Origin of the sequence: Sorangium sp. So ce375, assembly GCF_051473855.1 — a bacterium.
Lineage (GTDB): Bacteria > Myxococcota_A > Polyangia > Polyangiales > Polyangiaceae > Sorangium.
This window is the reverse complement of the sequence record NZ_CP150335.1, coordinates 1,180,341-1,205,713: the sequence shown is the minus strand read 5'-3', so window position 1 is coordinate 1,205,713 and position 25,373 is coordinate 1,180,341. Positions and strand designations below refer to the sequence as shown.

The window sequence follows — 25,373 nt, the reverse complement described above, 5'->3', positions numbered from 1 at the left end:
CCGGGCCCGGCGGCCTGAGCGGAGTCGATCTCGTCTTCGGAATCTGGAGCGAGGGCGTTGTCTGGGGTGGACGGAGGGTCAACCATGATCGAAGCTCCGATTCTGCCGTACAGCTGATAGGGTTCAATTATGGAGTTTTGGCGACATCCTGGCGACCTCAGGGTGGCGTGCGACCGGGCTCGAGCGGCTGGGCGCCGCGTCGGCCTCGTTCCGACGATGGGCGCGCTCCACGCAGGCCACCTCGCCTTGATCGCGGAGGCGCGGCAGAGGGCGGACTTCGTGGCCGTGACCATCTTCGTCAACCCGACGCAGTTCGGCGCGGGCGAGGACCTGGCGCGCTACCCGCGGACGCTCGAGCGAGACCTCGCCGCCTGCGCGGAGGCCGGCGCCACCGGGGTGTTCGCGCCGGACGTTGCAGCGATGTACCCGCCCGGCGAGGAGACACGCGTGCGCGTCGGCGCGACCGCTGCCCCGCTCTGCGGGGTCTACCGGCCCGTGCATTTCGAGGGCGTCGCCACCGTGGTGACGAAGCTGCTCTCGCTCGCCGGCCCGTGCGTCGCCGTCTTCGGACGGAAGGACTACCAGCAGCTCCAGGTCATCCGGCGGCTCGTCGCCGACCTGTTCCTGCCCATCGAGGTCGTCGGGGCGACGACGGTGCGCGAGCCGGACGGCCTCGCCATGTCGTCGCGGAACGCCTACCTCTCGCCCGAGCAGCGGAGCGCGGCGCGCGCCATCCCGCTCGCCCTCGCCGGCGCGTGCCGCGCCTTCGCCCGCGGCGAGCGGCGCGCCGCCGCGCTCCTCGAGCCCGCGCGCGCGCGCCTCTCGGCCGTCGCGACGAGCATCGACTACGTGGATCTCGCCGATCCGGAGTCCCTGGCGATCTGGAGCGACGCGGCGACCATCGGTGATCGGGCGCTGCTGGCGGTCGCCGTCCGCCTCGGGACGGCGCGCCTCATCGACAACGTCGTGCTCGGGGAGGACGCGCCGCCCGTCGCGGAGGCGAGCGAGGAGGCCAGCTAGATGGCGAAGGCGAGAGCCGAACAAGAGGGCCCCGCGTCGCGCCCGGCGGGGGAGGCAGGCCGTGGCGTCTTCGTGGTGTTCGAGGGCATCGACGGCGCAGGCACGAGCACGCAGGCCGAGCGCTACGCGGCGCACCTCAGGGCGGCGCGGCGCCTCGTCCACGTCACCCGCGAGCCGAGCGCCGGGCCGGTGGGCGCGCTGCTCCGGCAGGTCCTGACCCACCGGATCTCGCTGCCCAGCGCCCGCCAGGCGGAGATCATGGCCCTCCTTTTCTCGGCCGACCGCCTCGATCACCTCGGCGCCGAGATCGAGCCGCTCCTCCGCGACGGATACGTCGTGATCTCGGATCGCTACGACCTGTCGAGCCTGGCCTACCAGTCCGCGACGGCGGGCGAGGACGGGGGGGGATCGGGGGGAATCATCGAGTGGATCCGCGAGCTCAACCGCCACGCCATGAGGCCCGACGTCACGGTGGTGATCGACGTGGCGCCCGAGATCGCCGAGAAGCGCCGCCTCGGCCGCGGCGGGGCAGAGGAGCTGTTCGAGAAAACCGAGCTGCAGGCGCGGCTCGCTGAGACGTACCGCCGGGCGGAGGAGCTCGTGCCGGGAGACCGCGTCATCCATATCGACGGGGGTGGCGCTGTCGACGACGTCTCCCGCGCGATAACGTCGGCGCTGGCGACCATCGTGGAGCGGTGAGCCAGGGCTCCGGCCCGAACATCAGAGTCGAGCCACGGAGGAGGCAAGGTCCCTGTGCCTCCCCCGCCCTCTGCGCCTCCGCCGTTCGCTCCCCTGGCCCGCTCTACGGGCAAGCCGCGTTCGCGATCTCCACATCGTCGATGTTCCAGCTCGACACGTTGTCGACGAAGGATTCCCGCCCGATCTCGTAGCCGAAGCGGACCCGCAGGTCGGCGTTCTTGTAGGACGTCAGGTCGTAGACGACCTTCGTCCAGACCGAGTCGCGGACGCCGGGGTATGCCCCCGACTCGAAGAGCACCTTCCAGCGGACGCCGTCGTAGACCTCGACACGGTTCGTCATGTGGGGCGTCTCATCGCTGTTCAGGAGACGCCAGAACGTCAGGTATACGCCGCCCTCGACATCGGTGTTGACGATGGGGCTCGTCAGGTAGAAGTACGGGTGGACGCCGAGGGGCGCGTTCCCTCCGATGATCACGCCGGCCACCCCGTTGTCCGACGTGGCCGTGTGATCGAGCGCCGGATCGGCGTGCCCGTAGGTCTGCCCGGATGACGCCTTCGCCGAGCCGATCTGCCAGGTCGGACCGAGCTCCCACCCGGCCGCGTCGCTCTCGAACGTATCCCGGAAGTAGACCATCGGCGCCGACGCGGCGGCGCCACCCTGGCAGACGCCGGCCAAGCAGGACTCCCCCACGGTGCATGAGTCGCTGTCGACGCAGCCCCCCCCGTCGGCGACCGGGCGCGCCGTGCACACCCCGGCGTCGCTGCAGACGCCGCGCGTGCAACCGACCGTCTTCGAGGGGCACGACTCCCCGGGGGTAGGCATGGAAATACAGGCGCCGTGCTCGTCACAGACGCCACGATTGCACTCGTCGGTCCCGGAGACGCAGGCGCCGCCCGGTCCGATCGGCTCAGCATAGCAATTGCCAGAGCCCGGATCACAGGCGCCATCGTTGCACCCGACGCTCAGCGCGCTGCAGTCCTTGGGGACGCCCCCCTCGCAGCGGCCGCTCTGGCAGGTCTTGCCGACCATGCACAGATCGCCGGAGTCCGCGCACGGCGCCCCCTCGTTGCCCGCGACCGCCTCGCACGCACCGGTGGCCGGGTCGCACGCACCGACATGACAGGAGTCCGGCACGTGGAAGAAGAAGCAGTCCCGCGGGGTCCCGACGCAGGCGCCGTCCAGGCACGCCGCGTCGAGGATACAGCGGTCTTCCGTCGTGCACGGGGTCCCGTTCTCCCTCGGCTCCACCCCGCAGCGAGCGTCACCCCCCGCGTCGACGCAAGTGACCACGTGACAGGCATCCGGCGCGATGCCGCAGTCCTCCTGGGCCCCGCCCTGACAGACACCGTCCTTGCACGCCTCGCCGACCGTGCAAGCGTCCCTGTCGTCACAAGGCTCTCCGCCCGCGCTGGGGACGAGCTCGCAATCGCGCGTCGCCTCGTTGCACACGGCCACGACGCACTGCGAGGTCGGAACGAGCGAGCAGTCGATCCGGCACGGCGCGCCGTCCCCGCCCCCGCCGCCCCCCCCGCTCGAGACAGCCGCCGCAGCGGGGGCGCCGCCGGCCCCCGCCGCGCCCGAGCCGCCCGCGGACGTCGCGGTCGAACAGCCGAGATCCGTCAGGGCGACAGCGGCAAGTACCCATGGAATCCACCTAGTCATGTTCGCCTCTTTCCAGCAACCGTGACGCACCTCGTGGGAATTACGCGTCCTTCGCGGCCGCGCAAGGAAACATGATGTTCCCGCGCGCGAGCACCCGGAACGGTCGGCGCACGCGGCGACGAGCGAAGACGCCTTACCCCGCCGCGCCGGCGAGAGCGCGAGACAAGCGAGAGCCACGACAAGCAACACAAGCGACGAGAGCCGCGACAAGCGACGAAAGAAAAGACAGCGACGACTGCGACGACAGCTACGACAGCGCGACACGAGCCGCGCTTACAAACCGGAGAGCCCCTATCGCCCCTCTATCGAGAGTTGTAGTACACTGACGAGTTCGTCTCGGATCTCGGCTATCCCTCGATAGACAGACCACTTCGCGCGTGGAGCCCCCCGGCCGCGAGCCACGTCGCACCCATTTCCAGAGGAGCGCAGAGATGTCCTTCCGACGTCATTTCGTGTTTGCCCCTTTCCTCGTCGCCGCCGGGATCGCAGCTCAGTCGGGCGGCTGCGCGGCCATCGACGACGAGAAGAAGCCCGCGTGGCGTCCCCGGCCGGATGACGCCGCGAGCAGCGGCGGCGGCGACGGCGCCTTCGACGCGAGCAGCGCGACCGGAGGCACGTCGCTCGGCGCGGGGGGAGGGCTCAGCGGCGCCGGCGAGGGCGGCTTCGGGGCGTCGTCCTCCTGCGCCCAGGCGAGCGCGGAGGCCACGCTCGTGCCGCTCGATATGCTCATCCTGCTCGACCGATCCGGCAGCATGCTCGGCTCGAAATGGAGCGGCGTCACGAGCGCGCTCTCGGCGTTCGTGAACGACGCCGCCTCGACCGGGATGAACGTGGGGCTGACCTACTTCCCGCGGAGCAGCAACGGGCAGAGCGACTGCAACCACACGAGCTATGACGACCTCGCGGTCGCCATCGGCGAGCTGCCGCGGAACACACCGGAGCTCACCGCCTCCATCCGGAGCACTTCGCCAGGCGGCGGGACGCCCATGCGCCCGGCGCTCCAAGGGGTGCTCACGAACGCGACCGCCTACAAGGACGCGAACCCTTCGCACAAGGTCATCGTCGTGCTCGCGACCGACGGCGATCCCTCGGGCTGCTCCGGCAACACGGTCGCGAGCACCGCGGAGATGGCGCAGAAGGCCCTCCGCTACAACGGCGTCCAGACCTACGTCATCGCGGTCCAAGGCTCGACGCTCGCCAACCTGGACCAGATCGCCGCCGCGGGCGGAACGGCGCGCGCGTTCGACGTCACGACGGACATCGCGGCGTTCTCGGCGAAGATGGCCGAGATCCGCGCCTCGGCGCTCCCGTGCGAGCTCCTCATCCCCGCGCCGCCGGCGGGCTTGGTCCTGGACACGAGCCGGGTCGCGGTCAGGCTCGCGCCCCAAGGCGCAGGCCCGCTGGAGATCCCGAAGGCGGACGACGCAGCGGACTGCGGCACGGGGCCGGGGTGGTACTACGACGACGACGTGCTCCCGAAGAAGATCATCCTGTGCCCCGCGTCCTGCACGACCGTGCAACGCGAGGTGCACGCGGAGCTCGACGTGCTCTTCGGGTGCGCGCCGACGCTGAACTGAGCTGCGCGCGCCCCGCCCCCGCCGCCCGCGCGGGGCTCACGGGCGCTCCGGCGCCGCCGTCTTCAGGGCGTCGAGCGCGGCGAGGAGCTCGGCCTCGGTGAACGGGAGCCTCGCGAGGGCCGCCCGCTCGTCGGCGAGCGCGAGCTCGATCTCGCGCTGCGCGTCGCGGGCGCGGAGGATCCACGCCGACGACTCGCCGGTGCGGTCGCCGAGGCGGACGGTCCCGGCGAGCATCTTCTGACCCTTCTCGAGGAGCACCCGGTAACGCAGGCGCATCGCCCCCTCGAACAGCTGCTTCTCCCTCGGGGTGTCGGCGCTCGGCGGCGGCGGGACCTGCATCACGTCGCGGTGCAGCTCCTTGTAGAGCTGCCCGATGCGGTATCCCGCCATCGCCGACCAGTGGGCGTCGAGGCTGCGCATGGCCTCGGTGTAGGCGCTCTGCGCATCGAGGAGCCCCTGGCAACGCCGCTCGAGCGCGTCGGCGAAGCCCGCCGGCGCCGGCACGAAGGTGATCGCCTCGCTCCGGCGCCGCCGCACCTCGCCGAGCGCAAAGCTCACCTGCGCGAGCTCGATCGGCGGCTTGCCGGCCTCGCCCAGCCGGTGCGCCTCGATGAGGTCGCGCGCCTGTGCGACCTGACGCGCCGCTTCCTCCACGAGATCCTGCTCGACCAGGCCGAGCGCGAGCGCGCCGCGCGCCTCGATCGCCTCCAGCACGCTCAGATCGCCGAGGCGGAGCAGGCGGCGCGACACCTCGACGAGCTCGGGCCACCGCTCGAGCGCGGCCGCCGCGCGCGAGAGCCGGAAGAGCGCGCCGCGCGCGACCGCGTGCTCCGGGAAGCGCTGCGCGACCTCGCGGTAGCGCTCGGCCGCGAGCGCGCGGTCGCCGAGCGCCTCGTGCGCGAGCCCGGCGTTGAACAGGCTAGGCGGCGCGACCTCGCCGTCCGGCGCGAGGCGGACGAGCCGCTCGAACAGGGGCGCCGCCTCGCGCGCCTTGTCGGCCAGGAGCAGCGCGCGCGCCCGCTCGAACTCGGCCGCGAGCTCGGCGTCCGAGTAAGGCGAAACGACGACCGGCGCGAGCTCGACCGGCGCGCGCGCCGAGGCCGGTCGCGGCGACCGCGCCCGGGCCGGCAGGGTGGCCTCCGAAGTGCATCCGCCCAGGACGACCGCAAGGGCCAGAAGGGCGACCGACGTGGCGCAGGAGCTCGACATTGCCTGGGAAGAATAGCCCCATGCTCGAGGTTGTTCCGCAACGTGCATGGACGGAGATCCCAGCCCGACCGTCCGGGACACCGGTGGATTGCTGTACGCCGTAGGGCAATCCCTGGCTACAACGGCCGCTCTGTCAAATTGCAGAGAGGCGTTGCCCGACAAAAAGCCTGCATGGATCCGCCACCTTGCGGTAATCTCGCATTCGTTCATCAGGCCGCTGTCTCGGCGTACAGCTCGGTCGGCGGCGATCTCCTCTCCAGCGACGATCAGAACGAGGGCTTGTGTTGTGAGCCCTCGAAGGCATCACGGCCCCGTTGTGGGGCCTTGGAGGTGGGCACATGAAGCATCAGATCATCTCTCCTCGCGCGATGACGGCAATCGGCCCGGAGCAGCGGCTGACCATGGCGGAAGCGCGTCATCGCGAGCTCGATTCACGCCTCAGGCAGCTGGGTCGACGGGCTTTCTTGACACCGGGGGAGAGGATGGAGGCTGCCCAGCTCAAGAAACGCAAGCTCGCCGCGAAGGACGAGATCGAATCCCTGCGCCGGCGGTTGTCTTAACGACCGCCCCCTAGCCGACCACCGATCCCGCGCCACGCGCGGGGCTACACCCCGCACCTCTCCGTTCCCCTACAGACATCCCTCGCACCGACGCAATGCGCGGCTCGCACGCTGTGCGCACCGCAGGGAAGCGCGCACGCCCGGTCGCCGCAGGGACGCACATGCGCACCGCAGGGACGCACGCGCGCCCGGTCACCGCAGGAGGGACGCACGCACGCGGCGCGATGCTCGCAGCCGAGCCGATGCCAGCGATGCGCCGAGGCGCGAGGGCGTCAGCGCGCGACGGTCAGAGCGTGGGCGCCGCCGGCTCGGACGGAGCCTCCTCGGGCGATGCGGGAGCGTCGGGCTTCGACGCGTCGGGCGCGGCGCCCCCCTCCGGCAGCGCCTCGGCGCCGCCGTACACGTCGCGGTTGAGGTCCGCGAGCGTCTCGGTCAGGCGGTTCTTCTGCTCGCTGGTGATGCCTCCGGGGGCCTGCTTCTCGGTCGCCGCGGCGAGCCCGAGCCAGTGGCGCGCGTTGTCGCGGTAGCCCTTGCGCGGATCGGCGACGCCGGTGCCCTGCGGCGCAAGATCGGCCAGGCGGTAGTCCGTCATGCCCCGGAGGTAGGCGTACTGCGCGCGCTCCGGGACCGAGAACGAGTCCTGGTCGTTCTCGAGCACCCGGAACAGGGCCAGCGCCTGCTCGAACCGGTTCGCCTCGTAGTGGCTGCGGGCGCGATCGAGATCCTGCGTGTAGGTCGCGCAACCCGACGCGAGGGCGAAGGACGAAAGGAGGAGGACGCACGAGACCAGGCGGCGCATGCGCGCAGGGTATCTCCCGCGTCGCGGCGCGATCAAGCGGGAACGCGGGACTCCGCGCGACGTCCGCCGCCTCCCGGCACCCCGGATCGACCGGAGCGCGGCGCCGGCCGGATCGACCGGAGCGCGGCGCCGGCTGGATCGACCGGAGCCCGGCGCCGGCGGGGTGGCCAGGCGCGCCTCGGAGGGCGGCTCGCGCGCCGTCATTGCCGGCGGGGAGCGGACAGCGGCCGCAGGCGAGGCGTGGAGGACATCCGCCGTGCTCGACCGGAGCGCCGGCGAGGGTGGGAGATGGAGGTCGCAACGCGGCGGAGCGCCGCGACCGAGCCGGAGCCGGTGAGCCCGACCGAGCCACCGTCGGGTCGCGCGTCTGGCTCACGCAGCCCAGCGCGCTCACAACCGCTGTCATGCGGAGATGTCGAACGACCGGTATCATCCGCTTCGACCGCATGGGGGGATCACCGATATGGCCTGAGTCAGCAATACCTGGGTTCGCGCCTCGCAGAGGGTGTACCCTCGAGGGCCATGGCGACGAAGCTCTTCAGCTGGATCCACCTCTCGGACATCCACTTCGGTCACGGCAGCGCGGGTGATCGATGGGACCAGCGGCGCGTCCTCCACCTCGTCCGCACGGACATCGCCGCCATGGTGGAGCGCGGAACGGTCAAGCCCGACGCCATCCTGGTCACAGGCGACGTCGCGTTCAGCGGCAACGCGCGCAAGCCGGCCCCGGACCAGGAGCCGCGCGAGTACGCGGATGCCGCCGTGTGGCTCAAGGGCATCGCCGGCGACGTGGGGATCACACCACAGGACATCTTCGTCGTTCCGGGCAACCACGATGTGAACCGGAAGGTCGACGACGACGACGACGTGGCCCGCCTGATCCGCGATCTCCGCGCGGGCGTCGCCCCGCTCGACAGCGAGCTCGCGAAGCCGAAGATGCGCGCCCGCCTCGCGAGCCGAATGAGCGCGTACCTGGAGTTCGCCGCGCAATTCGCCCCCGCGTGCCGCTCGCCGGCGGCGGCGCCGGAGGAGCGGCTCTTCTGGACATACCGCATGCAGCTGAGCGGCCTCCGCCTGCGCCTCGTCGGGCTGAACACCGCGTTGCTCGCCGCGGATGAGAGGACCTTCGGAGAAGATCGGGGGCGCCTCCGCGTCGGCGCGGAGCAGGTCACGCGCGCCATGCTCGAGCCGCCGGTCGCGCGCGACGAGCTTGTCATCGCGCTGAGCCACCATCCGCTCCGCGCCGGCTGGGTCGCCGATGAGCGGGACGTGGACACCTGGATCCGCAGCCAGATGCACATCCACCTGTCCGGCCACGTACACCAGGCGGAGACCGAGACGTCGCGCGCCGGCTCAGGGGGCGAGTTCGTGCGCGTGACGGCGGGGGCCGCGCACGGCGAGCTGGAGCCGAACGTGCCGGCCGCGCACGGCTACAGCTTCGCGTCCGTGATGCGAGACGACGCGGGGAAGCTCTGGCTGCGCGTCTGGCCGAGGAGATGGAGCCCGGCCAAGGCAGCCTTCCAGCCCGACGCCGATAACCTGAGCGGGCTGGACGAGGGGCGCCTCTACGAGGACCACGTCCTCCGGCTCCGGCTCGCGCCGCTCGCGCCGGACCGCGCTCCGGAGCCCACGCCGCCGGTAGTCCCTCCGGTGCCGCAGCCCCAACGACCCGAGACCTCCTCGGCGCCCACGACCGGGAACGTCACGGCCGATCCCCCCCCTGCGCGCGCCCCGGCGACCGGCCCGCTCCAGGTCTTCATCTCGTATGCGCCGGAGGACGCGAAGCTCCTCGAACAGCTCGAAAAGCACCTCAAGATGCTCGGGCCCGGGCCGCACCGGCTGGGCCTCATCGAGAGCTGGAGCGCGAAGCGCGTCGGCGTCGGTGGCGAGGAGAAGCTCGAGCGCGACCGCCGCCTGAAGTCGGCGCACATCATCTTGCTCCTCGTGAGCCCCGACTTCCTGAGCTCGGATGAGTGCTACGACGTCGAGGTCCAGGCCGCGATGGCGGCCCACGAGCGCAAAGAGGCGTGCATCGTTCCGGTGCTGCTCCGCGAGGTGAGCTACGAGGGGACGCCGTTCGCAAAGCTGAGGCCCACGCCGGACAACCGGAAGCCGGTGACCGAGTGGGAGAGCAGGGACGCCGCGTTCACGGACGTCGCGAAGGACATCCGCAGAGCCGCGGAGTCGCTGCGGAAGCGGGCCTGAGCCGCGGCGGGAGCGACGGGGATCCCGGCGGCCGGCGCAGCGCCGGCCGCCGTCGCGGTGGCGCTCGGTGATGGGTCGCGGGAGCGCGGGGAGCGCCGCCCCGGCTCACCCGCCGAGCCGCCTCCCGAGGAGCCGCGCCGCGAGCTTCCGCAGCCAGTCGGCGCGCCGCGCGTCCGGCGGCACGAGCCGCCCCGTGCGCGCGGCCTCCAGGATCGCGGCCGTCTCCGGCGTCGGGTCGGCGCACGCCTGCAGCACCCGGAAGACCGTCGCGTCCTCGTGCGCGACGCCCGCCTCCTCGACCCAGGCGTCCACCGACGCCGCGAACGCTGGATCCCCGGGGAACGGCTGCTCGTCCGCGTTGCTCGGGCCGAGCCCGTTGATGCCGCTGATCACGAGGTCCTTGCGATCCTTGTAGGTCAGCCCCGCGAGCTCCTCGGGCAGCAGCGGGCGGCCGATCCAGATGTCCTGCACGCCCATGCCGAGCGGGAACTCGAGCCGCCGATCGAGCGGCTCCGACGGCAGCGCGCCCGAGAAGCGCACCGGCACCACCGGGACGCCCACCGCGAGCGCCATGTCGATGAACGCGCCGCTCATCTTGCGCACCGGCGTGCGGCACTCGAGCGACCGCGTGCCCTCGACGTGCACCATCACGCCCTTGCCGGCCCCCTGCATCTCGACCCCGAGCTCCGCGATGATGCCCCCGAGCGAGGCCTTGTCCTCGCGATCGAAGTACGTGATCACCTTCGGATCGCGCGCGCCCGGGTAGGCGAAGCAGTGCGCGAGCATCGTGCCGAGCCACGTCGCCCGGTGCTCGGCCTTCGCCACCGTGACCGTAGAGACCTCCGTCAGGCCGGATACGGCGATGCCGAACAGCAACGACTCGACGCCGACCTGGTGGTTGCCGAGGTAGAGCAGGCTGCGGCCCTTCACGGCGCGGAACGCCGCGGGATCGACGACGTGTATCCGGCGGATGAACCGCTCGATGAGGCCGAAGTACAGGTCCTCCGCCGGCCACCGGCCGATGCCCATGGCCGCGCCCCAGTAACGGCGGACAGGCGCGATGTCGATCACGGGCGGGCCCGCGTCGCGGACCACGACCTCGGAGCCCTCGCGCGCCACGGCGAACGGCCAGCGCGTGAGCGGCTGCGCCGAGGAGATCCCGGCGAGGGACACGGTCGACGGGTGCACGCCCGCGCGCCGCGCGACGTGATCCTTCACCGCCGCCGCCTCGACGAGATCGCCCGACGCTTCATAGAGCTGCGCCACGGTGCCGGGCATCCAGTCCATCGTGCGCACGTCGGCGGGGCTGCAGCGCGCCTCGCCCGACGCCGCGTCGACGCGCGAGACGCCGAGGTCGACCGGCGCGCGGTCGCGCAGGAACGCCCGGCGGATGCCGGGAGGCGCGCCGCCGATCGACCCCTGCGGGAGCAGCACCTCGACAAGCCGGAGCTCCAGCCAGACGCGCTCTCCCGCGGCGGCCCCCGCCTCGGCGCCGGCCTGCGCGATGGCCTGCACCCGGAACGAGACGAAGCGATCGTCACGGCCCTCGTAGCGCACTTCCACGCGCACCGGCGATCCGGGCGCCGGCCCGTACAGGCGGAGCGACGGGATGCGCGACGGGAACGCGATCTGGGCGGGCGGGCTCCCCGGATCCCACAGCTGCAGCCGGTCGTGCGGGATGGTGTGGGTCAGCGCGTCGAGCATGCCCTGGTGCAGCGTCCCAGGGGGCACCGTGCCCCTCGCGGGGTCCAGCACCGCCGACGACCCGCGCGCGCCTAGCCGGAGCGCGGTCAGGTACTGGAACGCCGGGCCGTGGAACAGCGTCCCCGCCGCGTACGGATTCTCCGCCTCCGGCGCGTCGAGCGCCGGCTCCGGCGCCGGGGCAGGCGGGTACGCGCGGGCCACCTGCACGCGGCCTGTGCACACGGGCTCGAACCGCGAGAGCGCCGGGTTCGATGCCTCGCGCCACGCGAGCAGCCGGACGTCGAGGACATCGCCCGCTCCGGTCGCCTCGGCCTTGACGCGCACCGGCCCCGGCACGGGCAGCCAGCGCTGCACCACCACGTCCTCCACGGCCACGACCACGCTCCCCGGGCGCGCCCGCAACGCGGCGCCGGCCAGCCGGTCGACCATGCTCATCCCCGGGAGCGCCGGGAGCGTCCACGTGGGGCGGTGGTCCGCGACCCACCCGTCCGGATCCAGCACCTCCTCGACGTCGTCGATCGCCGTCGCCGGCGCGGCCTTCGCCGCGGGCTGCTCTTGCGGGTGCAGGCGCGGGCTCCGGCCCACGGCGCCCGGGAGCGACGCGAGGCGTCGCGCGCTCCCGCGGACGTCGAAGTCGAGCTCGCGCCGCGCGCGGGGCGAGGCGCCGTCGACGATGCGAACGCCGAGCGTCGCGCCGTAGATGCGCAGGCCGTCCACCCACAGGTACGACTCGGCGATGACGTAGGGCCCTCGGTCGTCGCGGCCGACCTCGAGGATGTCGGTGTCGACCGTCACCCGCCGGCTGGTCGGCAGCACCTGGCCCCGGTACCGCCAGGAGTGCTCGTGCCCCGTCATGACCGGCTCGAACCGCGGGTCGCGGAGGCCCGCGTGGAGGTCGTGGTGCAGCATCCAGAACTGGATCGTCTGCAGCATCGCCTCGATGCCGAGCGAGCCCGGCTGCACGGGATCGCTTAGGAAATGGGCTTTAAAAAACCACTCCGACGCGTGGACATCCCGCCGCGCGCGGAGCCGGCCGAGCCCCTTCCGGCCGCCGGTCTCCCACAGGCCGTCGACGCGGTCGATCATCAGCAGCGACGGCCGCGCGAGCCCGAGCTTGTCCCCGCAGTACCGCGCGGGGCGCTCGCGGAGATCGACCTCGAAATCGGACGGCTCGTCGAGCGCGGCGACCTCTTCGGGCTTCGGCGGGATCCCGATCTGCGTCGCCAGCGCGGCCTTTGGAAAGAAGCCGAACACGGTGTCGAGCTCGTACACCCGGGCGCCGCCGAGGCTGCATTCGACCCGGAACGACAGGATGATCATGCCGCTCGACCGCGAGATGTTCGTGAGCCGCGACCTCGTGCGCAGCGCGCCGCCGGCCCGCGCCGGCAGGACCTCGGCGTGCAGCGTTCCCTTGCCGTCGAGGTTGCGGAAGTACAGCGCGCCGTCGGTCGAGAGCGCGCAGCCGGCGTAGCTCGCGAGCCAGCCGCACGTCTGGAGCGCGGCCTCGAGCACCACCGCGAACGGCATCGTGAGGCTCGCGTTCTCGTCGAAGTACCACGCGTCCTCCGGGACGTCGTACTCGACCTCGACCTCGGCGCCGGCCTTCATCGCCGCCATGGGGCGCGAGACCGACAGGACCCGGCTCATGAAGTGGTACGGCGGCCCCGGGAGCCGGGCGACGTGCTGGCCCCCGTCGAACCTGCGGTAGAGCGGGCCGAACGCGTCCGACGGCCTTCCCCAGGCGCACGAGAGCAGGCTCCTGTAATCGAACGGGAAGCCGCCGGCGTCCGCGCGCCCCGCCGCGACCGCGCCGTCCGGCGGCGGCGCGCCCGTCTCGGACCAGGGGACGCGCGCGACCGGCACCGGCTCGACGTGGCCGTCGAGCAGCTCGGGGGCGCTCGTGAGCGGCCAGTCGGGGCTGAGGCGCAGGCCCACGCGGCGGGCGTGGAACGCCTTGAGGCCGTCGACCGTGCACAGGAAGTCGGCGAACACCGTCGGGCACGGGCCGTCGTGGACCTCCTCGACGAACACCTCGTAGGTGAGCACCCGGCTCGTCGGGACCACCTGGCCGCGGCAGCGGAGCAGGTAGGGGATCTCCGGCACGGGCTCGAAGCGGAAGCCGTCCGCGTCCACCGTGAAGCCCATGGCCGCCATGTAGAACGCGAGCGCCTGCAGGCAGCCCTCGAACATGAGCGTCCCCGGCATGCAGGGGTCGTCCTTGAAGTGGCCCTCGAAGTACCAGCCGTCCTTCGTGATCGGCAGCGTCGCCCGGAGATAGCCGCGCTTCCACGGGCCGCCCGCCGGGTCGAACGCGTCGACGCGCTCGAAGAACAGCATGGGCGGGGCGCTGATCCGCGGCGTCCTGACGTGCGTGCTCAGGCGCTCGAAGCCGGGGCCGAACACCGCCGCGCCGTCGCCGGCCGCGAACGCGAGGAGATCCGCCCGCTCGAACGCGGACTTCCGGCACGCGATCCGGGGCGGATCGAGGCGGGCGGTCGTCGCGTGCTCGGCGGTGTCGGCGTCCCAGAGGACGCCCCCGGAGCTCGCGAGCTCCTCGTCGGTGAAGAAGCCGGCCTGGCCCTTGCGCGTCTTCAGGCGCAGCTCGCCGCCGATCCGGCAATCGTAGTGGAAGAAGAACAGGCGGACGTCGCCGTGCTTCGCGTGCCCGTCGACGTGGATGTCGTAGACGAGCGTGTCGCCCGGGCGCGGCAGGCCGCCGTAGAAGGTGAGCTCGCAGCCGAGGAGGCGGTAGACGCGCTCGCCCTTGTTCTCGAAGTCCGCGCCGAGCCAGCTGATGAGCAGCAGGTCGGCCTGGCCGCTCTCGATCATGATGCCGGCCGGCATCGCGCCGTCGTGCAGGTACCAGGAGTCCCACCGCACGTCGGTCTCGGTCCACATCGTGCCGAGCTTCATCGAGCCGGGCTCGGCGTCGATCCCGGTGACCCGATCGGCGAGCAAGAGCGGCGGCATGGGCATGCGCACCTGGCGGCGATAGCCGTCCTGCCGGGCGAAGAGCGGGCCGAACACGTCGGAGATCCGGCCCGAGGCGAGGAGCTCGAGCTGCTCGCGGCTGAACCGGGGGCCGCGCGGCGCGAGGACATCCGCCGCGGGGAGCTCCGGCTGCGCGGAAGGCCGAGGCGCGGCGGCGGGGCGCGATGGCTCGACGGCGCGCGGCGACTCGGCCGGGCGCGGCGACTCGGCGCGGGCGAGCCGCGGTGGCTCGGTCGGCCGCGGCGCAGGCGGCGCGGCGGCGGGGCGCGGCGGATCGACCGGGCGCGGCGCCTCGATGCGGACCGGCGCGACGTGGGAGGCGCGCGCCTGGGGAGCCTCGTACACCACCGCGGCCGCGCCCGACGACGCCTGGACGAGCGAGTCCAGCGCGCGCTGCCGCATCTGCAGGAAGCGGCGATGGACCTGAGCCTGCTGCTCGGCCCACTCCTTGTGGATCTGCGCGAGCTGCACGGTGAACGCCGCCGCGCCGGCGACCACGTCGCCCGGGATCTCCACGGCAGCGGCCGCGACGAGCGCCGGCCCGACCGGCAGCGGCTCGTCCGCGATGCCCGCGGCAGCGGCCACGACGACCGCCGGCGCGTCCAGCGGAGGCTCGTCCCAGGAGGGCGTCCGATCCACGTCGGCGGCAGAGAACCCCGTGGGCCCGGGGTACAGCGGCGGCAGGTCGTCGAGGGCGGACGGCAGAGGCGGCGCAGGTTCCATGGAGTCTCCGGGGGATGAACAGGAGGCCGCGCCGGGCACGACGATCGCCGGCGGGTGGGCGGGGAGCGTGAGCGTCGGCCCCGCCGCCGATCGCGGCGGCGGGAGCGGCGCAGCAGGGCCGCCGGCCCCGATGCGGACCGACAGCGAGCCGCCGCCGAGGCCGGCGCAGCGGACCTCGGCGACCCGGATCTCGTCGGACCACGGCGCGCCGTCGGGCTTGCGGCCGTGACGACAGGCGAGCACCGCGGCGGCGACGTGCAGCAGGCCCGAGGCGGCGTGCGCGTGGCCGAACCGCGGCGCGAGGTCCGTGGACGACAGCACGAGGCCCGGGTCGGCCGGCTCGTCCACGATCACCGCCAGCACCGGGTGCCGCTCCCGGACCGCGTCGTCGAGGCGCTCGAGCACGAGCACCACGGCGGCGTCGCCGGGGGGCAGATGGACGCCGAGCGCCTCGAGCGCGGCCGCGTGGGCGGGCTCGCACGAGAGGTCCACCGCGCCGACGACCGCCGCGTCCACCGCCCCGGCGCGCAGGGCGCGGGACGCGACGCGCAGCGCCCAGGGACCGGACAGCTCCTCGGCCGCGACCGTGAACGACGGCCCGCCGAGGTCGAGCTGGCTGTTCAGCCGGTTCGCCGGGATGTTGGGCATGTTCCCGACGACGCCCGCCGCCTGCAGGGCGGGGATGATCGCGTCCTGGAGCGCGCCGACGTCGAACGACGGGCCGAGCCGCGCCGGCGCCGTCTCGGCGAGCCGCCAGCGAGTCATGTACCGGCACACCTCGGTGTCCGCGCCCATGCCGATGAGCACGGCGGTGCGCTCGCGCGGCAGCGCGAGCCCCTCGGTGGCCTCGATCGCCGCCTCGAGCAGCAGCGTCTGCTGGGCGAGCGCCTGCTGCAGATCGCGCGGCGGGAACCGGAGCCGATCCGCGGGCAGCGTGACGGCCGCCCGGCGGGGATCCGCGCCGCGGCCCGAGAGGAGCGGCTCGGCGAAGGCGCGGGCGCCGCTGAGCTCACCGACGCACAGGCCCATCGCCACCACGGCCAGGTGACCTGCCGGCGCGGGGCGCGAGGCCGCGCCGGGCTGCGGCGCGGCGTGGGCCGCGCGGCCCTTCGGCGAGGCCGGCTCGTACGCCTCCACGAGGAGGTGAGCGTTGTTCCCGCCGAACCCGAACGCCGACAGGCCCGCGAGCCGCCGGCCCTCCCACGGCTCGGCCCGCTGCAGCACCCGGAACGGGCTCGAGGCCACCGCGTCGCTCAGCGGATCGGCGTGCAGCGTGGGCGGGCGGATCCCGGCCTCCATGGCGCCGAGCAGCTTGAGGAGGCCGGCCGCGCCGGCCGTCGTGACGAGGTGACCCAGGTTCGACTTGAGCGAGCCGAGCGGGACATCGCGGGCGCCGAACACCTCCGTGAGGGTCGCGATCTCGGTCGCGTCGCCGAGGGGCGTGCCCGTCGCGTGGCACTCGAGGAGCGACACCTCGCGCGGATCGAGGCCGGACATGGAGTACGCGGCGCGCATCGCGCGCAGCTGGCCCTCGACCGAGGGCGCGAGGAGGCCGCGGCCGCGGCCGTCGTTCGACAGGCCGACCCCGCGGATCACGCCCAGGATGGGCCTGCGCGCGGCCTCCGCGTCGGACAGGCGCTCCAGGACCACGAACGCCGCGCCCTCCGCCGGGACCAGGCCGTCGGCCGCCGACGAGAACGGGCGGCTCTGCCCGGTGCGGCTCATGGCCGACAGCGCGCAGAACCCGATGTGCATGAAGAGGTCGTCCGAGCGGCACACCGCGCCGGCGAGCATCCGGTCGGCCTCGCGGTCCTGCAGGCGCTCGCAGGCGAGCGCGATCGCGTACAGCGACGACGCGCACGCGGCGTCGAGCGCGAACGCCCCGGCCCCGAGGCCGAGCACGTCGGCCAGCAGGTGGGCGGGCAGCCCCGACATGAACCGGTTGCGCGGATCGGGCCGCGGGACGCCGGCGAGCTCGCCGAGCCACGTCGACTCGACCCACGCCGACATCGCCGACGACGGGAACGAGAGGTTCCCGAACACCGCGCCCGCGCGGTCGGACCGCCCCTCGTGGCCCGCCTCGCGGAGCGCTTCACGGCCCGCGCAGAGCACCCACTGGAAGAGCGGGTCGAGCGCGAGCAACGACTCGGGCGGACCGCCCCGCCGCGGGAACGGGTCCCGGGCGAGCACGCGGCGGAAGTGCTCGTCGAACCCGGTGACGTAGCCGCCGCGGTCGCTCCACGCGCGGTCCTTCGCCTCGCGAACGTCGCGCGCGCCGCGCGCGCCGGGCCCCTCCCGCGCGAGCGCGCGCTCGCGCGAGAGGCGCCAGCGGCCGTCGGGGGCCGCGGACAGGAGATCCCTGCCGGCGAGCACGTTGTCCCAGAGGGCCGTGGGGTCGAGCGCGCCCGGCAAGACGCACCCGCGGCCGACGATCGCGATGGGCTCGAACACGCTGGCCTCGATCACGCCTGGCCGCGCGCCGTGTCGGGGCGCAGCACGTACTGCACGTCGCGCAGCTCCGCGACGAGCGAGCCGCGGTCGTCGACGAACGCGATGTCCGCCTTCGTGCGATCGCGGGCCACGATCTGCCCGCGCACCACCGCGCGCAGCGGGCCCTCGGACGGGCCCTCGGCGAAGGTGTGCAGCGCGCCCACGGACATCGGGAGCGCCGCGCCGCCGAGCACGTGCTGCGTCCACAGCGTCGCGAGCTGCAGCCCGCCGTCGAGCGCCGCCGGATCGGTCTTCCACGGCTGGGCCACCCAGCCGGCCTCGCGGAGGCCCACGACCGTCCCCGCGATCCCGTCGCGGCTCACGCCGTCGAGCTGCCGGATCACCTGGAAGTCGCGGCCGTGGAAGAGCGTGCGGCCGTCGTACACGTCGCCGCCGGACGGCCACGGGCCGAGCTCCGGCGCGGCCGGGCCCTTCGGGGCCACGCGCCCTTCGGGCTGCCGCATCTCGATGGTCGCCGCGTAGTGCAGCGCCCCCTGCGGCCCGCGCAGCTCCGCCGCGAGCACCGCGCCGTGGCCGTTGCTCACCTCGCGGCAGTCGACGCGGAACACCTCGCCGCCGGACTCGTACGCAGCGAGCTTGATCCCGCGCAGGACCCGCACGTCGCGGAGCTCGGTCACGACGAGATCCGGCCGGCACGCGCGCGCGGCGCGGGCGAACCACTCGAGCGCGATCACCACCGGCACCACGGGGACGCCGTTGATGGCGTGATCGCCGAGGTAGGGGTGCGTCGCGCGGTCCGCGCGGACGGCGAGCGCGACCCGCTGGCCGTGGCCCTGGGCCGCGAGCGCCTTCGGCTCCGCGCCGAGCACGAGCTCGACCGCGCCGGGCGTGGCGTCGCCCTGCCCGCGCGCGCCGCGATCTCCCGATGCGTCGCACAGCTCGTCGAGGAGCATCCTCGCGCCTGCGGCGAGCGGGATGAGCGGGACGCCGAGCTGCGCGAAGTGGGCCTCGAGCGCGGCGTTCACCATCCCGCCTTGCCAGGGGCCCCAGCCGAGCGACTTCACCCGGCAGCCGGGGCGGCGGGCGGCCTCGGCGGCCGCGACCTTGTTCAGGACCTCGTTCGCCATCGCGTAGTCGCACTGCCCCTTGTTGCCGCCGCGCGCGGCGATCGAGCTAAAGAGGACGATCGCCTTGAGCGGGTCGCTCGCGGTCGCGCCGAGCAGGGCCCGGAGGCCGTCGACCTTCGTGCTGAACACGCGGTCGAACTGCTCGACCGTCTTCTCTGCGACGAGCTTGTCGGCGAGCACGCCCGCGCCGTGGACGATCGCGGTGACGGGGCCGAAGGCGCTGCGCACGCCGTCGAGCGCCGCGGCCACCGCCCGCGTGTCGTTCACGTCGGCGGGGACGTAGAGCGCCTCGCCGCCGGCCGCGCGGATGGCGTCGAGCGTCGCGCGGATCTCGCGGCTCGCGAGGATCTTCGCGACGCTCCGGCCGATCTCCGCCGGGGTCACCCGCTGGCCCGCGGAGGTCGCCGCCTTGACGAGCGCCGCCTTGAGCGCGGCCTCGCCGTCGACGCCGCGGCACGCGGCCGGCTCGTCCTCGATCGCGGTGCGGCCGAGCAGCGCGAACCGCGCGCGGCTGGCCCTGGCGAGCGCGATCAGCGTCGCCGCGGTGACGCCGCGGGCGCCGCCGCTCGCCACGATCACGTCGGACGGCCCGAGGGGGAGCGGCCCGGGCTGCGCGTCCTTTCGGACGCTGCGCGGCGCGGTGCGCCGGCCGTCCGTGTGCAGGCCGATCTCGAGCTCGACGCCGCCGGACAGGAGCTCCGAGGCGATGGCCTCCGCGAGCTCGCCGGCGGAGCGGCCGCCGCGCTCGAGATCGATCGCGCGGCACGAGGCCTCGGCCCACTCCAGCGCCGCGGTCTTCACGAGGCCAGGCAGCCCGCCGACCCAGGCTCGGTCCGAGCCTGCGAGGCCGAAGTCGCCGCCGGTGTCCTGGACCGTGACGAACAGGGCCGGGCTCGCGGCGATCGCCTGGGCCGCGAGGAACGCCTCGCGGTGGACGGCGAGCGCCTCGTCGGCCGTGGCCAGCTCGCGCAGGCCGCCGAGGAACACGGCGCCGCGCGCGCCGCGGGGCACGGCGGCGGCGTACTCGGCGGCGATCCCGCGCGCCGCGAGGGCCGCGACGAGCGCGGGGCCGATCGCGTCGTGGCCGGTCACCACGATGGAGCCGGCGTCGAAGAGGCCGGGCATCGCGAGGCCGGCGGCGGGCGCCGGCTCCTCGACGAGCGTCCACCGGCCGAGGGGCGCGGCGGCCGGATCCTCGGCGGGCGCCGGCGGTGCGGCGCTGGCGGCGGCAGGGCCGAGGCTCGCGCGGAGGTGGTCGACGACCTGCCCCAGCGTGCGCAGCTGCGCCAGCGCCGAGGCGTCGACCTCCGCGAGTCCGGGCGTCCGGTCCCGCACCGCCGACAGGATCTCCACCCGCTTGATGCTGTCGATGCCGAGGTCGCTCTCCAGCTCCATCTGCAGCCCGAGCATCTCGGCCGGGTAGCCCGTCGTCTCCGCGACGACCGCCATCACCACCCGCTCCACCTCCGACGCCGCAGGCGCCGCGGCGGATGCGACCGCCGGCGCAGCGGCGGCAGCCGCCTTGGCGGCGGGCGCGGTGACGGCCGGGCTCGCGCTGGCGGTCGGCGCGGCGGCCGGCAGCGAGGCGCGGAGGTGGTCGACGACCTGCCCCAGCGTGCGCAGCTGCGCCAGCGCCGAGGCGTCGACCTCCGACAGCCCGGGCGTCCGGTCTCGGACCGCCGACAGGATCTCCACCCGCTTGATGCTGTCGATGCCGAGGTCGCTCTCCAGCTCCATCTGCAGCCCGAGCATCTCGGCCGGATAGCCCGTCGTTTCCGCCACGACCGCCATCACCACACGCTCCACCTCCGACGCCGCAGGCGCCGCGGCGGATGCGATGGGAGGCGCTGCGGCCGCAGGCGCCTTGGCGACGGCCGCGCTCGCGCTGGCGGCCGGCAGCGAGGCGCGGAGGTGGTCGACGACCTGCCCCAGCGTACGCAGCTGCGCCAGCGCCGAGGCGTCGACCTCCGAAAGGCCGGGCGTCCGGTCCCGCACCGCCGACAGGATCTCCACCCGCTTGATGCTGTCGATGCCGAGGTCGCTCTCCAGCTCCATCTGCAGCCCGAGCATCTCGGCCGGATAACCCGTCGTCTCCGCGACGACCGCCATCACCACACGCTCCACCTCCGACGCACCGGGCGCCGCGGCGGAAGCGACGGGAGGCGCTGCGGCCGCAGGCGCCTTTGCGGCGGGCGCGGCGACGGCCGCGCTCGCGCTGGCGGCCGGCAGCGAGGCGCGGAGGTGGTCGACGACCTGCCCCAGCGTGCGCAGCTGCGCCAGCGCCGAGGCGTCGACCTCCGACAGCCCGGGCGTCCGGTCCCGCACCGCCGACAGGATCTCCACCCGCTTGATGCTGTCGATGCCGAGGTCGCTCTCCAGCTCCATCTGCAGCCCGAGCATCTCGGCCGGGTAGCCCGTCGTCTCCGCGACGACCGCCATCACCACACGCTCCACATCCGACGCCGCAGGCGCCGCGGCGGAAGCGACCGCCGGCGCAGCGGCGGCAGGCGCCTTGGCGGCGGGCGCGGCGACGGCCGCGCTCGCGCTGGCGGCGGGCGCGGCGGCCGGCAGCGAGGCGCGGAGGTGGTCGACGACCTGCCCCAGCGTGCGCAGCTGCGCCAGCGCCGAGGCGTCGACCTCCGACAGCCCGGGCGTCCGGTCTCGGACCGAGGACAGGATCTCCACCCGCTTGATGCTGTCGATGCCGAGATCGCTCTCCAGCTCCATCTGCAGCCCGAGCATGGAGACGGGGTATCCGGTCTTATCCGCGACAACGTCGAGGACCATCCGCTCGATATCGACACGCGGGGCGGCGGCAACCGCCGCGTGCGTTGCCGCGGAGGGAGCAGGCGCCGCCACGGCCGCCTTCGCTGCCGCAACGGGCGCAGCAGCGACCACAACAGGCGCCGCGACCGCCGCCTTGGTCACCACGGCAGGCGCCACGGCCGCGGCCTTCGTCGCCACGGCGGGCGCCGCCTGCACCGGCAGCGCGGCCGCCGCGTCGAGCTCCCCAGCTCTGCCGTTCAGGCCGTCCTGGACCCCGTTGCTCCTGCCCTCGCCGGTGCGCGGCGTCGGTGCCCCTGCTGGCCGCACGGACGCCTCCGAGACAGGCCCCAGCACCGGAGCGAGGAGAACGGGCGCAGGCCGTGTCTCGGGCGCCGTCGTGGGAGCGACCGGGTACGGAGCGCCGGTCGCCAGCGCGGCGAGCCCTGCGAAGGACGCCTCGGCGGCCTGAAGGAAGGCGATGTGGCTCTCGGCCATCGTGCGCTGGTACACGCTGTGGGCTTCCGCCGTGGCGCGCTGCGCCTCCTGATATGCAGCCAACCACGACGCGCTCGCCGCCGGCCGCGACGCGCTCACGACGGGCGCCGACGTGCTCACTACCAGCTTCGACGCGCTCACCACCGGCGCCGACGTGCTCACTACGGCCGCCGACGTGCTCACTACGGCCGCCGACGCGCTCACCACCGGCGCCGACGCGCTCACGACGGGCCCCGGCGCGCTCACCACCGGCGCCGGCGCGCTCGCCACCGGCTTCGCCGCGCTCACCACGGCCGCCGGCGCGCTCACCACCGGCTTCGCCGCGCTCACCACGGGCCCGGGCGCGCTCACCACCGGCTTCGCCGCGCTCACCACGGCCGCCGGCGCGCTCGCCACCGGCTTCGCCGCGCTCACCACGGCCGCCGGCGCGCTCACCGGCTTCGCGGCGCTCACCACCGGCTGCACCGTCGCCCGCGCCGCCTCTGGCGCCGCCTTCTGGGCCGCCCGCGGCGCGCTCGCCGCCGGCAGCGCCTTCGCGCCCCCCTGCGGCGGGTACGGCTTGCCGTAGTTGCTGCCGTTGATCGGCAGCGCCAGCTTCGGCTTCGGCAGCGCCCGCGGATCGCTCGGCGCCGCAAAGCCGTCCCAGAGGACCCGCGCGTCCAGCGGCACCCCGGCCACCGCGAGCCGCGCCACCGCCTCGAGCAGGCTCGTCACGCCGTGCTTGCCCTTGCGGTCGAGCGCCACCGCGCGGTGCGGCCGGCCGCTCAGGATGTCGCCGACGAGGTTCGTGAGCACCGAGCCCGGCCCGACCTCGACGAACGTCCGCACGCCGTCCGCGTACATCCGCTCGATCTCCTCCACGAACCGCACCGGCTCGGCGAGCTGGCGCGCCAGCCGGTCGCGCGCCGCGTCGCCGCCGCCCGCGTACGGCTCGATCTCCGCGTTGCTGTACACGGCCGCGCCCGGCGTCTCCACCGCGATGCCCGAGAGGAACTCGCGGAGCGGCGCGCTCGCCTCCGCCACGAGCGGCGAGTGGAACGCCGCCGCCACGTCGAGGCGCCGCGCCTGGATCCCGAGGCCCTTGAGCCGCTCCTCCGCGGCGTCGATCGCCGCGACGGAGCCGGACAGCACCACCTGCTTCGGGCCGTTGTGGTTCGCGATCACGACGCCGCCGAGCCCGAGCGCCCGCACCTCGTCGATCCCCCGCGGGACCGCGATCATCGCGCCCCGCTCGGACGACGCGGCGCCCATCAGCTCGCCGCGCCGCCGCGCGACGCGCAGGAGATCCGCCGCGGACAGCGCGCCCGCCGCGTGCAGCGCGCTGATCTCGCCGAAGCTGTGGCCCGCGAACGCCTCGGCCCGCACCCCGAGCGCCGCGAGCAGCGCGAGGTGCGCGAGGCTCGTCGCGCCGATCGCCGGCTGCGCCCACCGCGTCTCGCGGAGCCGCGCCTCCTGCGCCGCCCGGTCCTCGTCCGAGAACACCGGCCGCGGGAACACCACCTCGTGCAGCGGCGCGTCCGCGATCGCGACGCCCGCCGCCACGTCCCAGGCCGCGCGGGCCGGGTCGAACGTCATGAGCACGTCCGCGCCCATCCCGACGTACTGGCTCCCCTGCCCCGGGAACAGGAACGCCACCCGCCCCGGCGCCTCCCCGCTCGCGCAGTGCACGAGCGGCGCCGAGAGCGCCTGCTCCGGCCTCGCGTCGAGGTGCGCCGCGACCTGCTCGAGCTTCTTCCTGAGATCCGCCTCGTCCGTCGCGCACAGCCCGAGCCGCGCCGGCCTCGACCCGTCGAACGAGAGCACCGACGCCCGCGCCAGAAAGCGCAGGATCTCCGGCACCTCCGCCTCCTTCGCCAGCGCCCGCGCGCGATCGGCGAGCGCCGCCGGCGTGTCCGCCGACAGCAGCACCAGCTCCGCCGGCAAGGCCCGCACCCGCCACGCCTTCGGCGCCGGGCCCGTGTACTCCTCCAGCGCCACGTGGAAGTTCGAGCCGCCGAAGCCGAACGAGCTCACCGACGCCCGCCGCGGGTGGTCCCCCGGCCGGATCCACGGCCGCGCCTCGGTGTTCAGATAGAAAGGTGTCTTTTCTATCTCGAGCTTGGGGTTCGGCTTGTCGACCTTGATGGTCGGCGGGAGCACCTTGTGGTGCAGCGCCATGATCGCCTTGAACAGGCCTGCGGCGCCGGCCGCCGCCTTTGTGTGGCCGATCTGCGACTTCACGCTGCCGAGCGCGCACCACTGCCGGTCGGCGCGCCCCGACTCGTCGAACATCGCGCGCAGCCCCTCGAACTCGGCCGCGTCGCCGGCCTTCGTCCCGGTGCCGTGGGCCTCCATCAGCTCCACGGTCTCGGCGCCGTACCCGGCGGCGGCGTAGGTCCTGCGGAGCGCCTTCGCCTGCCCTTCCGGCACCGGCGCGTACACGCTCTTGCTCCGCCCGTCCGACGACGAGCCGATCCCGCGGATCACCGCGTAGACCCGGTCGCCGTCGCGCTCGGCGTCGTCGAGCCGCTTCAGCGCCACCATCCCGATGCCCTCGCCGAGCAGCGTGCCGTCGGCCTTGTCGGAGAACGGCCGGCAGTCGCCCGACCTCGACAGCGCCGGCGTCTTGCTGAAGCACATGTACATGAACGCGTCGTTCATCGTGTCGCAGCCGCCCGCGATCACGAGATCGGATTGCCCGAGCGAAAGCTCGTTGATCGCCATCGACATCGCCGACAGCGACGACGCGCACGCCGCGTCCGTCACGCAGTTCGTCCCGCCGAGGTCGAGCCGGTTCGCGATGCGCCCGGCCACCACGTTCCCGAGCAGGCCCGGAAAGCTGGACTCCTGCCATGGCACGTAATTGCCCGCGATCTTGTCGCAGGCGCGCTTCACCTCGTCCTCCGGATACCCGAGGTCCCGGAGCGCCTTCGCCCACACCGGCCGCTGGATCCGGCTCACCATCGAGGCGAGGAGCTCCTGCGCCGACGTGACGCCGAGGATGACGCTCATCCGCTCGCGGTTCATCGACTCGAACTGCCCCTGCGCCGCGTCCTCTAGGACCCGCTTCGCCACGATCAGCGCGAGAAGCTGCGTCGTGTCCGTCGCCGGCACGATCGAGGGCGGGACGCCCCACTCGAGCGGATCGAAAGGCACGTCCTTGAGAAAGGCGCCACGCTTCGCGTACGTCTTGTCCTGGGCGGACGGGTCGGGATCATAATAATCCTCGACGAGCCAGTGGGTGCTCGGGACGTCCGTGATAAGGTCTGTCCCGGACAGGATGTCTCGCCAGAAGCCGTGCGCGTCGAGCGAGCCGGGGAAGATGGCGCTCACGCCGACGACGGCGATGGACGGGATATGCGAAGAGGAAGGGGACATAGCGGACCTCGGCAGGTGATCAGGCGC

Annotated in this window: 10 protein-coding genes; 5 read left to right on the top strand and 5 right to left on the bottom strand. The window is 73.9% G+C overall.

What is annotated here, in order from left to right; genetic code table 11:
• Nucleotides 1-129 precede the first annotated feature (129 nt).
• Complete coding sequence (panC, locus tag WME90_RS04640; protein ID WP_437279850.1) at nucleotides 130-1,020, top strand: pantoate--beta-alanine ligase; 891 nt, start codon at nucleotides 130-132, stop codon at nucleotides 1,018-1,020.
• Entirely contained in the window at nucleotides 1,021-1,719 is a 699-nt protein-coding gene (gene tmk / locus WME90_RS04635; RefSeq protein ID WP_437279849.1) for a dTMP kinase, read from the top strand. It begins immediately after the preceding gene.
• A 103-nt stretch (nucleotides 1,720-1,822) separates the two neighbouring features.
• On the opposite strand, the gene WME90_RS04630 is transcribed toward tmk, so the two are convergent.
• Nucleotides 1,823-3,382 carry a hypothetical protein gene (locus WME90_RS04630; RefSeq protein WP_437279848.1) on the bottom strand — a complete coding sequence of 520 codons (1,560 nt, stop codon included), beginning with the start codon at nucleotides 3,380-3,382 and terminating at the stop codon, nucleotides 1,823-1,825.
• A gap of 431 nt (nucleotides 3,383-3,813) precedes the next feature.
• On the opposite strand from WME90_RS04630, the gene WME90_RS04625 reads away from it, so the two are divergent.
• On the top strand, nucleotides 3,814-4,959 hold the full coding sequence (locus WME90_RS04625; protein WP_437279847.1) for a vWA domain-containing protein: 1,146 nt from the start codon (nucleotides 3,814-3,816) through the stop codon (nucleotides 4,957-4,959).
• Nucleotides 4,960-4,995: 36 nt separating this feature from the next.
• Here WME90_RS04625 and WME90_RS04620 read toward each other — a convergent pair whose 3' ends face one another.
• Complete coding sequence (locus tag WME90_RS04620) at nucleotides 4,996-6,168, bottom strand: tetratricopeptide repeat protein (protein ID WP_437279846.1); 1,173 nt, start codon at nucleotides 6,166-6,168, stop codon at nucleotides 4,996-4,998.
• Between the two features lie 338 nt (nucleotides 6,169-6,506).
• Between WME90_RS04620 and WME90_RS04615 the strand changes: the two genes are divergently transcribed.
• Nucleotides 6,507-6,728 carry a DUF465 domain-containing protein gene (locus WME90_RS04615; RefSeq protein ID WP_437279845.1) on the top strand — a complete coding sequence of 74 codons (222 nt, stop codon included), beginning with the start codon at nucleotides 6,507-6,509 and terminating at the stop codon, nucleotides 6,726-6,728.
• Nucleotides 6,729-7,014: 286 nt separating this feature from the next.
• Here WME90_RS04615 and WME90_RS04610 read toward each other — a convergent pair whose 3' ends face one another.
• Nucleotides 7,015-7,527: a hypothetical protein gene (locus WME90_RS04610; RefSeq protein WP_437279844.1), complete on the bottom strand. Its 513-nt coding sequence runs from the start codon at nucleotides 7,525-7,527 to the stop codon at nucleotides 7,015-7,017.
• A 522-nt stretch (nucleotides 7,528-8,049) separates the two neighbouring features.
• On the opposite strand from WME90_RS04610, the gene WME90_RS04605 reads away from it, so the two are divergent.
• Nucleotides 8,050-9,732, top strand: coding sequence for a TIR domain-containing protein (locus WME90_RS04605; RefSeq protein ID WP_437279843.1), 1,683 nt, complete (start codon nucleotides 8,050-8,052; stop codon nucleotides 9,730-9,732).
• Nucleotides 9,733-9,837: 105 nt separating this feature from the next.
• On the opposite strand, the gene WME90_RS04600 is transcribed toward WME90_RS04605, so the two are convergent.
• Together WME90_RS04600 and WME90_RS04595 are read right to left on the bottom strand one after the other, a co-directional pair.
• Nucleotides 9,838-17,601, bottom strand: a complete 7,764-nt coding sequence (locus WME90_RS04600) for a beta-ketoacyl synthase N-terminal-like domain-containing protein (RefSeq protein ID WP_437279842.1) — start codon at nucleotides 17,599-17,601, stop codon at nucleotides 9,838-9,840.
• An 11-nt stretch (nucleotides 17,602-17,612) separates the two neighbouring features.
• Nucleotides 17,613-25,346 carry an SDR family NAD(P)-dependent oxidoreductase gene (locus tag WME90_RS04595; RefSeq protein WP_437279841.1) on the bottom strand — a complete coding sequence of 2,578 codons (7,734 nt, stop codon included), beginning with the start codon at nucleotides 25,344-25,346 and terminating at the stop codon, nucleotides 17,613-17,615.
• Between the last annotated feature and the right edge of the window lie 27 nt (nucleotides 25,347-25,373).

What these genes read in the sequence shown, in the direction of transcription:
- panC (WP_437279850.1), top strand. Translation starts at nt 130, where the DNA reads ATGGAGTTTTGGCGACATCCTGGCGACCTCAGGGTGGCGTGCGACCGG.
- tmk (WP_437279849.1), top strand. Translation starts at nt 1,021, where the DNA reads ATGGCGAAGGCGAGAGCCGAACAAGAGGGCCCCGCGTCGCGCCCGGCG.
- WME90_RS04630 (WP_437279848.1), bottom strand. Translation starts at nt 3,382, where the DNA reads ATGACTAGGTGGATTCCATGGGTACTTGCCGCTGTCGCCCTGACGGAT.
- WME90_RS04625 (WP_437279847.1), top strand. Translation starts at nt 3,814, where the DNA reads ATGTCCTTCCGACGTCATTTCGTGTTTGCCCCTTTCCTCGTCGCCGCC.
- WME90_RS04620 (WP_437279846.1), bottom strand. Translation starts at nt 6,168, where the DNA reads ATGTCGAGCTCCTGCGCCACGTCGGTCGCCCTTCTGGCCCTTGCGGTC.
- WME90_RS04615 (WP_437279845.1), top strand. Translation starts at nt 6,507, where the DNA reads ATGAAGCATCAGATCATCTCTCCTCGCGCGATGACGGCAATCGGCCCG.
- WME90_RS04610 (WP_437279844.1), bottom strand. Translation starts at nt 7,527, where the DNA reads ATGCGCCGCCTGGTCTCGTGCGTCCTCCTCCTTTCGTCCTTCGCCCTC.
- WME90_RS04605 (WP_437279843.1), top strand. Translation starts at nt 8,050, where the DNA reads ATGGCGACGAAGCTCTTCAGCTGGATCCACCTCTCGGACATCCACTTC.
- WME90_RS04595 (WP_437279841.1), bottom strand. Translation starts at nt 25,346, where the DNA reads ATGTCCCCTTCCTCTTCGCATATCCCGTCCATCGCCGTCGTCGGCGTG.